The following is a 13,402-nucleotide window of genomic DNA, read 5'->3' as shown; positions in this document are numbered from 1 at the left end:
CCCCGGCCTGCCGCGCACCCGTCGGTTGCTGAGGTCGCTACGGCTCGTCCGGGCCCAACCCTGCTTCCCGGGCGCGCAGCACCGCTTCTACCCGGTCCTTGATGTGGAGCTTGGCGAAGATGCTCGAGATGTGGTTTCCCACCGTCTTCTGGCTGATCACCAGCGTGTCCGCGATGTCGCTGTTACGCAGGCCTGCGGCGATGAGGCGCAACACCTCGACCTCCCGGGGGGTCAGCTGGGCGAATCGAGGATCGACCTCCGGCCGTGCCGCCACGGTGGCCGAGGGTTCGGGGCGGAGAGCCTCCGGCGCCGCGAACCCACCGCCGAACTGGTCCAGCACGCGCTGGGCGACCCGGGCCCCGAGGAGCGCCTCACCGGTCGCGACCGCGCGAATAGCGCGGACCAGGTCACCGCGCTCGGCGTCCTTGAGTACGTAGCCGCGGGCTCCGGCCTTGAGGGCGGCGAAGACGGAGGCGTCGTCCTCGAGCATCGTGAGCACGATCACGCCGACATTGGGGTGACCTTGCCGGAGCTCCCTGGTCGCGGCGATGCCGCCGAGCCCAGGCATGTTCAGGTCCATCAGCACGACGTCAGGCTCCAGCTCCGCCACGAGCGCGATTGCCTCCTCCCCGGAGGCGGCCTCACCCGCAAGCACGATGTCGGGTGCTCGCTGCAGCAGGCTGGCGACTCCCTCGCGGAAGAGCCGGTGGTCATCGGCCAGCACGACTCTGATGACTGGGTCCACCGACGTCGAACTGGTCACGCGGGCACCTCCTCGTCGACGGTCTCGGTCGGCAGCTGGGCGGTGACCAGCGTCCCGCCGGTCGGTGCGGGCGCGACGTCGAGCGTACCGCCGAGCAGCTCGGCGCGGGTGCGCATGCTGCCGATGCCGGCACCCGAGACGCTCGGGTGCTCGCCCAGCCCTGTCCCGTCGTCACGGACGGTCAGGCGCACCGCGTCGGCGCTGCGCTCCAGGGTGATCTCCACCCGCTCGGCCCGGGCGTGCTTGGCGACGTTGACCAGCGCTTCCTGCACGATCCGCAGCACGGCCACCTGCGTGGCGGCCGGCAGGCTCAGGTCGTGGCTGGCCGCGAACCGCACCTGCAGCGCCGACTCGCTCGTGAAGCGGTCGCACAGCTGGCTCACTGCCCCGACGAGGCCCAGCTGCGCGAGCTCTGGCGGGTACAGGTCGTGCACGAGGCTGCGGATGTCGGCGGTGGCCTGCCCGACGAGGGCGTGGAGCTGCTCCAGGTCGGCTGCCAGCACCGGCGTGGTCGGCGGCACGGAGTCCAGGCAGGCCTCGAGTCGCAGCCGCATGCTGGCGAGCACGGGTCCGAGTCCGTCATGGAGGTCCCGGTGGATCCGGAGCCGCTCCTCCTGCTGCGCGCTGACCAGCCGCTCCCGCGAGCGGTGCAGGTCGGCGAGGCTTGCCCGCAGCTCCGCGGTGAGCCGCACCGCGTGGGTGGCCGGACCGACCTGGGCCGCGAGGTCACGTAGCAGCTGCCGCCGTGCCGGTGGGAGACCTTCCGCGTGGTCCGCCGCGTCGGTGCAGAGCACGCCGACGTCCTCACCCCGGTGGGTCAGCGGGTGCACGATGGCGAGGCCCCGGGCCCCCTCGAGCTGTGCGGCGTCGCTGACCTGCGACATCGGCGGCTGCTCGCCGTGCGCCGCCCCCAGCCGGAGCCGGTTGCCCTCGACGTACCAGATCTCCACCTGCGCCAGGTCGAGCGCCCGCGCGATCGTCCGCACGATGGTCGGCAGGACCGCTTCCGGCTCGGGGACCGACTCCAGGCGTCGACCGAGCTCGGAGACCACCGTGTAGGGGTCGATCTGCTGGCCGTACATCAGCCGGTTCACAGCCTCCTGCAGCCGGTCGCGCAGCGGAGCGAACAGGACCGCAACCAGGCCGGTCGCCGCCAGCGCGATCCACGTGTCGTGGCTCCGCGCCTGGACGACCGACCCCAGGTAGCCGACCACGAGCAGGTAGGTGCCGAGCAGGAGGGCGGTGAGCGCGGCATAGACGAGGGTGCGGTTGACGATCCGGTCGATGTCGTACAGCCCGTGCCGCAGGATCGCGATGCCCACGCCCAGGTACAACGCGCTCGTCGCCAGCGTCTCGACCAGGGCATCCCATGCCGAAGGCAGCTCGAAGAAGGGGTCCACGGCCAAAAAGAGCCCGACGAACGCGGCGGCATACGCGAACCAGGCGAGCTGCCGTCGCTGCGTGCTGGCCGCGGCGCGGTAGCGGAACACCAGCGAGAGGGCCGCGGCGATGATGCTGGCGAAGAGGAGGTAGACCCCGAGGTCGGCGAGGCCGCCCAGGACCTGGTCGATCCCGGCCGGTGCACGGAGCGGGTTGTCGACGGGCACGGTGCCGAGCTCCGGGGCGAAGGTGCCCGCCACCAGGAGGAGACCGGCACCGACGAGAGCCGTCCAGGCTGCCCAGCGCCACCTCCGGGATGGCAGTGCCCCGGTCGGGAAGAGCAGGAGCAGGAACGGCAGGGAGGCGAGCCAGAGGGTCCAGGCCCGGTCGGCCAGGAGACCGACGGCCTCGCCGGCGGGTGCCGTGGCCGACGTGGTGGTGTAGCTGACGTAGGCGCGGCCGGTGAAAGATAGCGCCTGGGACAGGGCGAACCCCAACCACAGCCACCCGTAGGGGTTGGCGGGGCGGTGGGCGGCCACCAGGGCGCCCAGGACCGGGGCGCCGACCGCACCCAGCACTGCGACCGCCTGGCCTGACCACGGGACGAAGCCCGGCGGCAGCTGAGCCGGCCAGCCCAGGGCGATGAACCACAGGGCCAGGCCCAGCAGGCAGAGGACACCCGTGCACACGAGCCACGCCGCACGGGTGGTGCGCGCTGCCCGCTGCATGGTGGCCTCCCGCCTGCCGGCCCGGCCCAGGGTGCGAGACGCGATCGGGCGCCTCGCCGGTTCGGTCACGATAGCCGAGCAGCACCCGTGGGAGCCGGGACCGCGGCGGTGCTCAGTGCGGGGGAGCCGTCCGCCCACTCGGCATCTGACATGGACAGGGTCCGGCGGGCGACGGAGCCCATCCCGAGAATGAACAGGGCCGAGGACACCATCGTCAGCGGCAGGCTCTCCCCGGCGGTGAAGAACACCAGCATGGCCGCGATGATGGCCGCCGCAGGGAGGCGGCCGACGGTGCGCGACCGGTAGAGGGCGACAGCCAGGACGATGAAGCCGAGGACGAAGCCGACGATGAACATCAGCAGCACGAGCAGGAAGCCCGGCGTCTGCTCCATCTCTACCCCGAGGGTCTCCATGGCCGGCACCCCGTTCTCCACCGCAACCATGCCGCCGGTGAGCACGTTGCCGAAGACGTTGTGCCCTGCCGCGCCGAGAACGCCGACCATGGCGAGCGTGCCCCCGACGTGGGCGACGACCGGGGACCGTCCGCGAGCGAGGTGGATCATCCCCCAGACGGCGGGCACGAAGAGGATGACGGAGACCATGTTGATGACGGTCTGCAGCTGCCAGAGGCCCGGGTCGGCAGCGACGGCGGCCAGTAGCTCGCGCTCACCGGACGCGCCCCCGAAGACGCCCAGTCGCACGATCTCCCCGACGGCGAGGGCGACCGGGGCGATGATCAGACTGAGGCCGGCGACGGTGCGGCCGAAGTTGTTTGGGTCGGTCACATTCAGCATGGCTTCCACTCCTTGTGGGCGGGTCAGGTATGACGTCACCCAGCCTCCGCGCCGGCCGTCGCGTGGTCATGAGAGTCAGCCCCCGTCTTCACCCCCAGATCTCCCCGGCCCGTAGGGGCCTGCCCCCGGGACCGCGCCTGACGGTTCTCAGTACGGGGACTCGGGTCGGCCCGACCCTCAGGTCGAGACGACTTCGCCGAGCCATCTCAGGGGAGTGTCGAAAGGAACCCCGATCGGCTGCCCGGCCGCCGAGGCCCACACGCCGGGTAGCGCGGACCTCCGGTCGTCATTCGCGTGGTCGGCGCAGAGGTCTCCGGGGCGGCTCGCGCAGCGCTTGTGGCGATTCGTTTCAGCCTTGGCCGAGGGAGATCACAACGAGTGGTGCGTCGACGAGCAGATGGGCTACTACGACGACCAGGAGGTTGCGACGCCAGAGGTACAGCACCGACAACGCCAGCCCCAGCGGGATCACCACCCCAATGACATGGGCGATGCCCCACTCCTGCGCGTGGATCACGGTGAAGGGCACCAGCGGGACCAGCACCGCTGCCCAGGGGGACCGGAACCTGGCCAGGAGCCGCTCGATCGGGTAGGCGCGGAATAGCAACTCCTCAGTCACGGCCGCGGTTACCACCCCCAATAGGATCAGCGCCCACGGCAGCGAGGTGGCGACTGTATCGACACCTCCAGTCCCTGCAGCAGTAGGCAGCACCAGTCCCGCCAGAAGGCTGAGAGCCGGCACCAGGAGCGACAGCAGGATGCCTATCCCCACCGCGATGAGAAGCCAAAGCGGAGGGGTTCGTCGGATGCCCACCGAGGCCCACGAGGCCTGCTCACCGCGGCGAACCACCACCAGCACCAAGCATGCCGATGCCCACAGGACAGCGAAGCCCACGAGGGCCTCACCCTGCTCGCCGAGGCCTACGCGACTCAGCTGCGGGTGCACCACGACGGCGTACGTTGGTACAACCACCAAGGCAAGTGCCAAACCTAACCACGTTGCCGCGGGCAGGCCAGCAGCCGAGCCATCGCGCAGTGAACGGTCGGGCTCATCGCGCTCCACCGGAAACTCCTCCACAACTGGATCGCCTCACTGGCGCGAGGCTACCGGCGAGGTCGACGGCACTTGGCTGCAATGACAAGCCGGGCGCCGGTCCCGGCGGACTCCTCCGGTGTGCTCGGTGCAGATCCCGATACGACCCGTCTCTCAACTCGGCGCGGGGCGGGGCCGCCACCGGGTGCTGGAACGCGATCGGGAGCCACAATGTCGAGTATCGCGGTCACAGCGACGTTACCGTGGGTCCTGACCGGCAACAGCAGACATCCGCACGTCAGGTGAGTTGCCGGTCGCCGGGAACGGCGGCACCTGGGCGCGTGACGGCAGATCCGGTGACCCTCGCTACAGGACCTCAGGCGCTGTCTGGCGACTAGCTTCTTACCTGCTCAGCTGGCAAGCTGCGCAGGTGATTCAGCACCATAGGCACGCGCGTGTGCCCGACGGTGCAGTCGAACAGGCAGAACTCGAGCGAGTCGACGCCCTAGCGCAGCGTCTTGTGGATCACTTGCAGGCCGACGAGGAAACCATCGCCCGGCTCCATATTCATGGCGCCCAATCCAAGGCCATTCAGGACCGCGTGGGCAGTGTGCTCGAACTTGAGCTGGGCTTCAGTGCCGAGCTGGTCTTGACCCCCGACGCGGGGTTGGTGACACGAGCCCGGCCCGACTTCTACTACCCACTGGCGGCAGGGACGGGTGTGATCGCAGAGGTGGAGCGAGGTGGCACCACGGCGAACAACCACGATCTGAAAGATCTGTGGAAGGCGCACATCTCGATCAACGCCAATCACCTCTTCCTTGTCGTGCCCAATGAGCTATTCAATGAGAACGGAGCCGTCCGCGAGCGCCCCTTCCCCAAAGTCGCACGACGGATGGGCGCGTTCTTTACGAGCCCGCGCACCGCTGTCGACGTGTTGAGCGTGCACATTTTTGGTTACTGAGGCAGTCACCCAGCAGCTGACTCTATGGCGCCACGGTGCACAGCCGCAGGGAGGCCGGTGGATAGCCTCCTGGACCGACCGGTAGGGAGGAAGTGGCTCTGGCCTCAGATGCTCGCTGCGTTGGCGGTGACGAAGTCGAACGCCTCGTCCTCCAGCGGGTTGGCGGCGTAGTCGAAGCCGCTCTGGGCGAAGCCGATGCCGTAGGCGCACGCGAAGCCGGTCTCGTTGACGAACCGCCGGTACTGCCGGGTGTGCACCAGCTCGTGTGCCATCAGCTCCCGGTCTCCGTCGACCGTGGCGTCCCACGGCTCGTCCAGGTAGATCAGCCCGCCCAGAGTGACACCCAGATAGCTGGTCGCGCCGAAGCACATCGCGTCGGTGCCCTCGCTGAACCAGTTGGCCGACAGCAGCGCGTCGTCGATGTACAGCACGAGCGCGAAGTCGGTGGTGTTGATCGCCCTGGCCGCGCCGCCGCCGCCGAAGACGTCCACCATGTCGGACCGGAAGCCAGCAGGTAGCAGCTTGGGTGGCTTGTGGATGTTGCCGATGATGTTTCCGGCCTTGGCGACCCGGTAGACCACCTGACCGGCCAGGCATGCTCCTAGCTGCAGGAACAGCTCGCCGAGGTCGACCAGGAGACCGCCCAGCCACTCGATCGCCCGGGAGGCCGCCTCGACCGCCCACTCGTAGGCCGTGGCCATCGCGTCGATGCCCGCGGCGACGATCTCCTCGGCCCGCTCCCAGGCTGCTTCGGCCGCGTCCACGACGCTGTCCCACGCCTCTTCGGCCGCGTCGGACACCGCCTCCCAGGCGTCTTCGACCGCGTCGGAGACGGCTCTCCAGGCGTCCTCGGCTACTTCGGTGACCGTCTCCCAGGCATCCTCCACACCGGCGGCCACGGCCTCCCAGGCGTCCTCGGCGACGTCGGTGACGTGGTCCCACAGCTCCTCGGCCGCTCCCAGGGCGTCGTCGACGGCATCACCGAGCGCCTCGAGGGCATCGTCGACCGCGTCCTCGATGGCGTCGACTGCGTCCTCGGCGGCGTCACCGATGGCATCGACCGCGTCTTCGACCACGTCGCCGACCGCCTCAGCGGCGTCACCGATCGCGTCGCCGACCGCATCAACCGCGTCACCGACCGCATCGGCGGCGTCCTCAGCGGCGCCGGCGACCCAGTCCGCGCCCGCCTCGGCGGCGTCACCGACCGCGTCGACGACGTCGCCGAGGATGCCCCAGCCCATGGTCCTGGCTCCGGTCGTGCCGGGAGCCGGCTCAGTGGGCCCGCGCGCCGATATCGGCGAGCAGGATCTGCATGGCCTCCTCGCCGCTGAAGCCGGCGGCGACGAGGGAGTCCCGCTTCTTGGCCAGCAGCTCGGAGCGCTTGCGCAGCACCTCGTCCACCTCGTTGGACTGGCTGATGTGCCCGAGGCTGTCCGCCGCTACCTTGATCTTCTCGTCGAACCGGCTGGTGAGGTTCTTCCGGCCGACGTCGCGGGTGGCCTCCTCGGCGGCCCGGGCGACGCTCAGCTCGACGGCGGTGGCGGCGGCGGTCTTGGCGGTCGACTCCACCGCCTGCTTGACCTCTGCTGGCAGGTTGCCCTGCAGCGCGAGGTGGGTCTTGACGGCCGCCTCCATGTCCTTGCGGATCGTGTTCTCGACCGAGTCGACGCTCACTCGCCTGGCCGTCAGACCGGTGAGGTCGACGCCGGTTCGGCTGCGGATGTTGTCGATGTCCCGACGTGGCATGGCCGACTCCTCGCGCGGATCCTCGGCACCGCCCCGGAGAGGCGGGCTGTCCCCGCACCGTAGTGCCGTCTGAGCTCGCCCGACATGGGTACAACTGCCCATGACGGCACGCCACGGAGCCACCGCGGCTCCTCGGTCACCGGGCGGTCCTGCGGACCATGACCAGTGTCCAGACGCAGCCGCTCAGGGCGATGCCGGCCCCGGCACCGAACGCCCACGGGATCCCGGCGCTCTGCGCGACGAGGCCGAGCACGATCGGCCCCCCGCCCAGACCGACGTCGAGCGTCGCGGAGGCGGTCCCGGCGGCCGCCCCGCGCTGGGAAGGGGAGGCGGTGGCGAAGATGATGGAGAAGAAGGCCGGGGTGCTGAAGCTGACGCCGAGCCCCATCAGCGCTGCTCCCAGCAGCATCCCGGCCGGGGTGTGCCAGCTGGCGGCTAGCCCCAGCCCGAGCGCGATCGTGAGCAGCGCGGCGGCTCCGAGCGGCAACGGCGGGAACCGGTCCGGCACCGTGGCGAAGGCGATGCGGCACACCACCACGACCGAGCCGTACACCACCAGCGGCAGGCTCGTCCGCACGACGCCGACATCCTGGGCATGCAGTGCGGCGAAGGCGAGGAACCCACCCATGGCCACGATCGAGGTCAGGAAGGCCAGCGCCGGACCGAGCGCCGGCCCGTGGATGAGGGCAGCCTTCCCGTCAGACGGTAGCCGCGGTGCCCGGGTCTCACCGATGCTCGCGACGACGACGGCGGCGACCAGCAGGAGCACGGCGGCGCCGTACCACGCACCGGTGAAACCAAAGGAGCCCACGAGCAGCTCGCCCAGCGGGGGACCGAGGGTGAGGCCCAGGTAGAGGCCGAGCGAGTTGTAGCTCAGCGCCTCGCCCCGGCGGCTCGGCGGAGCCAGGTCCGCGAGCACCGCGAACGAGGCCACGAAGAACGCCGCCTCCGCGACACCGAAGAGCAGGCGGAGGAGGACGACCACCGCCAACGTCTCCGCATACGAGGTGAGGACCATGGTCGCCATCGCAAGCAGGGCCCCACCCACCAGGAGCGGCCGCCGGCCACGGGTGTCGCTGAACCGGCCGGCGAACGGCCGCAGCAGCAGCGCAGTGACAGCGAACGCGCCGAAGGCGAGACCGGCACCCGACTCATCCGAGCCGAGCGGGCCGGTCACGTAGGGAGGCAGCGCGTAGATCGAGACCCCGGCCGCGGTGAAGTAGGCGAGGTCGCCGAGGGAGAGCCGCACGAAGGCCGCGGTGAAGAGGGACGGGCGGAGCTCGTCCTGCTCGCGTGCTGCGCCGGAGGTTCTCGTCGAGGTGGTCATGCCGTCAGCCTGCTGACGGCAGCCGGTGGGCGTATGGGCAGACCTACCCAGGTTTGTCGAGCAGTCCGTGCTCCATCACGAACAGCGCGGCCGCCGCGCGGGAGGATGCGCCGATCTTGAGGTAGGCGTCCTGCAGGTGGTGCTCGGCGGTGCGGCGGGAGATGACGAGCCGTTGGGCGATCTCCTTGTTCGACAACCCGGCTGCGACCAGCACGAGCACCTCGAGCTGGCGGTCGGTGAGTCCTGCCGGGCGGCTGCGTCGTACCGCCGTTGGGATGCCGGCCGCCGCGAGTACTGCGTGGACGGCGTCACCGTCCAGGTGGCCGTGGTGCACCTCGCGCCGGAGGTGGGCTGCGGCGTCGGCGGCGGTGGCGGCCGGGCGGTGCGGACGGTCCTCGATGCGGCTCCGGTAACTGTCGGCCGCGGCGAGCACCCGCGCCGGCATGGTCAGCTGGGTGGCGCCGGCCCCTCGGTGGTAGCCGGTGCCGTCCAGCCGCTCGTGGTGGCGGCCCACCAGGTGAGCCACCGCAGCGAGGGCGGGTACCCGGGCGAGGACCCGCTCACCGTGGTAGGCGTGCAGCCGTGCCTGCTCCCGCTCCGCGGCGGTCAGCGGAGCGGGCTTGTCCCAGATGCGGCTGCTCACCGCCACCTTGCCGAGGTCGTGCAGGTACCCGGCGATGCGCACCGCACGCACCTCATCGAGCCCGAGCTGCTCACTGGCGCCCGAGGCCAGCTGCGCCACCCCCCGCGAGTGGCCGTGCAGCCAGGGGCTCTTGAGGTCCGCGAGATCTCCGAACGTGCGCGCCACCTCCTCGACCTGCTCCTCGGCCACCAGCCGCACCGGGTCCGGCTCGAGGTCGAGCAGCTCGTCATAGGGATCGATCTCGTCGAGGCCGGCGAGCAGCGCCTTCCGGTGGGTGAGGAAGGTGTCGGCCAGGCCGGGGTCCAGGTAGCTGCCCGAGCGGTTGCGTACGTGCGCGCAGGCGGCCTCGGGGCCTGCGAGCAGGGCGAACATCGCAGCAACCGAGGCGACGTGCGTCACCCGGATCGGCACCGGGATCAGCTCCCCGGCCACTCTCGGCCGTCCGTGGCCGTTCCACATCGTCAGCCCGTGGAACAGCGCGTCCTGCACCGACGGGGCGAGGCCCAGCCGCCGCGCCGCGTCCCGGGCGGTCTCGCAGGTCCCTGTCATCGCGGCCGTCTGGCCCTTCCGTCCGCTGACCACCCCGGTGGTGACGACGCGGAGCCGCGACTGCCCGGTGGACTCGGCGAGGCCGTGGACGTAGGTGCGCCACACGTCCTTCGGGTCGGTGAAGTCGGTGAGGAATGCGTGCCGCGTCACGGCAATGTCCTCGCCCCAGGTCTGTGCCCCCTCGTGTGCGGCGGCGGTGCAGCCGAGATGCTGGAGAAGGGAGGTGTAGAGGACGTCGCTGACCTCCTCGGGCCCGCACCCGCTGGTCCGGGCGAGCCGCACGGCCAGGACGGCCCGCTTCAGCGACTCCTCCATCGGCGCGCCGGCACCCAGGTCGGTGATCAGCGCCAGACCACCGAGCAGCTCCAGCAGCCGGAACATCTCCTCACCGTGGCACAGCAGCGCAGGGTGGGGAATGGCTACCCGGTGCCGTCACTGGTCGTCGCGCAGCACCTCCCGCAGTGTCCGCCCCGCCGCCTTGTCCAGCAGCTGCCGGGCATGCCGGGTGAGCCCGGCCAGCTCGGGGACCTCCTCGAGCGACGTCAGGGCGCGGTCGAAGTGGCTCGCGTCCTCGGCCGTCACCGCTTTGTCCAGGACCTCGTCCGGTGACCACAGCCCCTGCAGGAACGGTTCGAGGGCCTCCTGGACGATTCGGCGGTGACGTCGGGTAGCGGCCACGCGGGCCAGCGGCACGCGGTGCTGCTGCACCAGCGCGGCGATCTCCCGGCCGCGGGAGGTGTCCTTGATGGCCGCCTCCACGTCGCGGGCGATACCGCGGTGGCGCGGCAGGTGCACGAGGTCACCCCACCTGCGGCCCGAGCGGCCGCCGGGTGCCGCTACCACCTCACGCAGCTGCGGCGGCCACACCCGCGAGGGCTGCACCGGGTGGGCGGGCGGACGCACGCGGGGGAACTCCACCGCACGCGCGGCCGGAGGCAGCACGAACTCACGCTCCCGCGGGGCACGGACGAACAGGTTGTCGAGGAGCTGGCTGACCATGCCGGAGCAGATGGTGGTGAGGTCGAGGTCCTCGAACACGTCCGAGATCGGGTGGGCGTAGGCGTTGTACTCACTCGGCACGCCGCCCCACAGCAACCCGACCACGCGCCGCCAGGCCGCACCCTCGGGGTGGGTGCGCTCGACGATCAGCGACCCGGAGTCCCCGTAGTACGCCATCCGCAGCTGCCCCTCGTCCGGGAGCATCTCGAAGTCGCGTGTGGAGCCGTTGTGGCCCAGAGACAGGTCGATGGCGACGATCGTCCCGGTGGTGTGCTCGGTCGTGGCACCGGACTTCTCGACCTGCATCCCGAGGACGGGCTCGGTGATCTCGTAGACGGCGGGGGCGATGCCCTCGATCTCGTAGGCGATGTGGTCCGGGTCCGTCGGTGCTGCGATGGTCGCGTCCAGCGTCCCGGTGCGCACGTTGTCGGCGATCTGGTCGGCCGGCGAGGTCGAGCCCCAGGGTTGGTAGACGTTCGCGCCGACCGTCCCGCCCAGCACGTGGTTGTTGGACAGCAGGACGGGCCCGTCGTTGAGGTCGTCCCACACCCAGCCGCCGAGCGTGCCCCCACCGAGGCCGCCTTGGATGGAACGGCCGCCGGGCACGGGCCGGACCCGCGTGGCCAGGCTCCCGTCGGCGAGGTGCGGGTACTCGACCGCGCGGGGTCGCTGCACCACGTCGGTCCGCACCGGCTCTGCACCGGCGTCAAAGGGCTCGATCGACCTGGGCACGAGCCAGCCCGGGAGGAGCTGGTCCTCAGGGACCTTGCGGTCGACGTAGACGACGACGGAGACCTCGTCGGTCAGCTTGCCTCCGACGCGCTTGTATCCGATGCCCACGGCATGGACACCGGGGATGGCAAACAGGTCGACCTCGGCCTGGCTCTTGGCTGCGGAGACGCGCTGGACCTCTTCCGCGCTCGGCTGCCTGATCTCTTCCGGCATGCTGGCCCTCCTTTGAGGCCGGTCCCCTCAGGGACCTGCGGCACGGTGTCGCACCGCCCAGTCTGGCAGCGCTCGACTGACGGAGTCCATGCCCGCGGAGCTCAGCCCCGTTGCAAGTTTCCGGGTCAGGCGCATCACGACTCACCAGTCGTTGAGCGCGCCGTCCACGGCCCCGACCATCCGCTCGAAGCTGCCGTCGACCGGCTGTGCCAACCCGAAGCCGCCGGCGAGCTCGAGACTGACGAAGCCGTGCAGCGTGCTGCGCAGGAACCGGGCGGCGTCGACCGCGTCATCGCCGGAGAGCCCGTAGCCGGCGAACACGTCGTTGAGCAGCGCCATCACCTCCTCGGCGGCCCCAGCGAGGTCCTGATCCCCGGGTGCAGGTGCGCGCAGTAGGTACCCGTACCGGCCCGGGTGGGCGGTCGCGTAGTCGCGGTAGGCTCCGGCGACCGCCCGCAGCGCATCCGCGCCGGCCCTGCCGGTGGCGGCCCTGCGCAGGACGTCCGCGACCTCGGCCACCACGCGGACCGCCAGCAGCCGGTCCAGCGACTCCACCCCGGCGACGTGCTTGTAGAGGCTGGGCTGGGCGACGCCGAACCGCTTGGCCAACGCGGACAGCGTCAGCGACTCCCGTCCCTGCTCGTCGACCAGCACGGCGGCCTCGGCCACCACCTTGTCGGTGGACAGCCCCGCCCTAGGCACCGGTCACCCGCTCGATGAGGCGGGCGGTCGCCTCCGCGACGACCTCGGGTGCCTGCGCCTGCGGGTAGTGGCCCACGCCCGGGACCAGCACCAGCTCGGCGTGCAACTGCTCGGCCACCCACGCTCCCTCGGCCGCCGGGTCCTTCCAGTCGATGTCGGCCTCGCCCATCACCACCACGGCCGGTGCCTCCACCTGCGCAAGGCGACGCTCCGCCAGCTCGTGCGAGGTTCGGGTGGTCCGCACGAACGCCCGCCAATGGCCTGGGCGGCGCAGGTTGTCGCGGATCAGCGCCTTGTGCTCCTCGTAGCCCTCCGGCTTCTGACCGGGCAGCCACTGCGGGTAATAGGCCAGGAACGCGGCCGGTCCCCAGGGCTTGGTCAGCGCGGCCCGCAGCAGCAGCTTCTGCAGCCGCCCGGCCTGCGGGTCACGGACGAACGGGCCCAGCAGGACCAGCCCGCGGACCTGCTCCGGGGCCTCGGCCGCGGCGATCGCCGCGGCACCCGCCGCCATGGAGTTCCCGATGACGAACGCGGGCTCGCCGAGCTCGCGGATCAGTGCCAGTAGATCCTCGGCCAGCGCGGTGTCGTCATAGGACCCGAACGTCGCGTCACTGTCGCCGTGACCGCGCAGGTCCAGCGTCGCGACCCGGCAACCGAGCCCCGTCAGGCGCGGGATGAGCAACCGGTAGGTCTGCCGCAGGTCACCCATCCCGGGCGCGGCGATCACCAGCGGGCCGGCGTCGCCCGCGAGTTCGTAGGCGAGCCGGCCCTCGGGCCGCGCCAGGTAGCTAGTGCTCATAGCAGTAAAGCTAGGATATCTAGCCTAGGT

At 71.0% G+C, this 13,402-nt stretch carries 12 protein-coding genes; 1 reads left to right on the top strand and 11 read right to left on the bottom strand.

What is annotated here, in order from left to right; translation table 11 throughout:
• Window positions 1-37: 37 nt before the first annotated feature.
• The 4 genes from GFJ45_RS03385 to GFJ45_RS03370 form a co-directional block, all read right to left on the bottom strand.
• On the bottom strand, window positions 38-763 hold the full coding sequence (locus GFJ45_RS03385) for a response regulator (RefSeq protein ID WP_228386417.1): 726 nt from the start codon (window positions 761-763) through the stop codon (window positions 38-40).
• Entirely contained in the window at window positions 760-2,871 is a 2,112-nt protein-coding gene (locus GFJ45_RS03380; protein ID WP_153394154.1) for an ATP-binding protein, read from the bottom strand. Before GFJ45_RS03380 ends, GFJ45_RS03385 begins: the two co-directional genes overlap by 4 nt.
• Before the next feature lie 65 nt (window positions 2,872-2,936).
• Entirely contained in the window at window positions 2,937-3,665 is a 729-nt protein-coding gene (locus tag GFJ45_RS03375) for a hypothetical protein (protein WP_153394152.1), read from the bottom strand.
• Window positions 3,666-4,014: 349 nt separating this feature from the next.
• Window positions 4,015-4,728, bottom strand: coding sequence for a CPBP family intramembrane glutamic endopeptidase (locus GFJ45_RS03370; RefSeq protein ID WP_194288498.1), 714 nt, complete (start codon window positions 4,726-4,728; stop codon window positions 4,015-4,017).
• A gap of 400 nt (window positions 4,729-5,128) precedes the next feature.
• Between GFJ45_RS03370 and GFJ45_RS03365 the strand changes: the two genes are divergently transcribed.
• Window positions 5,129-5,662, top strand: coding sequence for a hypothetical protein (locus GFJ45_RS03365; protein ID WP_153394147.1), 534 nt, complete (start codon window positions 5,129-5,131; stop codon window positions 5,660-5,662).
• Between the two features lie 104 nt (window positions 5,663-5,766).
• Here the strand turns inward: GFJ45_RS03365 and GFJ45_RS03360 are convergent, their stop codons facing one another.
• From GFJ45_RS03360 to GFJ45_RS03330, 7 genes are all read right to left on the bottom strand, one after another.
• Window positions 5,767-6,903, bottom strand: coding sequence for a hypothetical protein (locus GFJ45_RS03360; protein WP_153394145.1), 1,137 nt, complete (start codon window positions 6,901-6,903; stop codon window positions 5,767-5,769).
• A 31-nt stretch (window positions 6,904-6,934) separates the two neighbouring features.
• Window positions 6,935-7,408, bottom strand: coding sequence for a hypothetical protein (locus tag GFJ45_RS03355; RefSeq protein ID WP_153394143.1), 474 nt, complete (start codon window positions 7,406-7,408; stop codon window positions 6,935-6,937).
• A gap of 136 nt (window positions 7,409-7,544) precedes the next feature.
• Window positions 7,545-8,735 carry an MFS transporter gene (locus GFJ45_RS03350; protein WP_153394141.1) on the bottom strand — a complete coding sequence of 397 codons (1,191 nt, stop codon included), beginning with the start codon at window positions 8,733-8,735 and terminating at the stop codon, window positions 7,545-7,547.
• 43 nt (window positions 8,736-8,778) lie between these two features.
• Window positions 8,779-10,308 carry an HD domain-containing phosphohydrolase gene (locus tag GFJ45_RS03345; protein WP_153394139.1) on the bottom strand — a complete coding sequence of 510 codons (1,530 nt, stop codon included), beginning with the start codon at window positions 10,306-10,308 and terminating at the stop codon, window positions 8,779-8,781.
• Between the two features lie 51 nt (window positions 10,309-10,359).
• On the bottom strand, window positions 10,360-11,871 hold the full coding sequence (locus GFJ45_RS03340; protein WP_153394137.1) for a chymotrypsin family serine protease: 1,512 nt from the start codon (window positions 11,869-11,871) through the stop codon (window positions 10,360-10,362).
• 141 nt (window positions 11,872-12,012) lie between these two features.
• The gene (locus tag GFJ45_RS03335) at window positions 12,013-12,573 is read right to left on the bottom strand and encodes a TetR/AcrR family transcriptional regulator (protein ID WP_153394134.1); all 561 of its coding nucleotides are present in this window, start codon (window positions 12,571-12,573) and stop codon (window positions 12,013-12,015) included.
• The gene (locus GFJ45_RS03330; protein WP_153394132.1) at window positions 12,566-13,372 is read right to left on the bottom strand and encodes an alpha/beta fold hydrolase; all 807 of its coding nucleotides are present in this window, start codon (window positions 13,370-13,372) and stop codon (window positions 12,566-12,568) included. Before GFJ45_RS03330 ends, GFJ45_RS03335 begins: the two co-directional genes overlap by 8 nt.
• Between the last annotated feature and the right edge of the window lie 30 nt (window positions 13,373-13,402).

It is taken from the genome of Ornithinicoccus halotolerans, assembly GCF_009602535.1.
GTDB lineage: Bacteria > Actinomycetota > Actinomycetes > Actinomycetales > Dermatophilaceae > Ornithinicoccus > Ornithinicoccus halotolerans.
Note: the sequence above shows the minus strand (reverse complement) of the source record. Positions and strands in the feature narration are given on the sequence as shown.

Coding starts and splice junctions, on each gene's coding strand:
- GFJ45_RS03345 (WP_153394139.1), bottom strand. CDS start 10,308: ATGTTCCGGCTGCTGGAGCTGCTCGGTGGTCTGGCGCTGATCACCGAC.
- GFJ45_RS03380 (WP_153394154.1), bottom strand. CDS start 2,871: ATGCAGCGGGCAGCGCGCACCACCCGTGCGGCGTGGCTCGTGTGCACG.
- GFJ45_RS03350 (WP_153394141.1), bottom strand. CDS start 8,735: ATGACCACCTCGACGAGAACCTCCGGCGCAGCACGCGAGCAGGACGAG.
- GFJ45_RS03330 (WP_153394132.1), bottom strand. CDS start 13,372: ATGAGCACTAGCTACCTGGCGCGGCCCGAGGGCCGGCTCGCCTACGAA.
- GFJ45_RS03375 (WP_153394152.1), bottom strand. CDS start 3,665: ATGCTGAATGTGACCGACCCAAACAACTTCGGCCGCACCGTCGCCGGC.
- GFJ45_RS03355 (WP_153394143.1), bottom strand. CDS start 7,408: ATGCCACGTCGGGACATCGACAACATCCGCAGCCGAACCGGCGTCGAC.
- GFJ45_RS03360 (WP_153394145.1), bottom strand. CDS start 6,903: ATGGGCTGGGGCATCCTCGGCGACGTCGTCGACGCGGTCGGTGACGCC.
- GFJ45_RS03340 (WP_153394137.1), bottom strand. CDS start 11,871: ATGCCGGAAGAGATCAGGCAGCCGAGCGCGGAAGAGGTCCAGCGCGTC.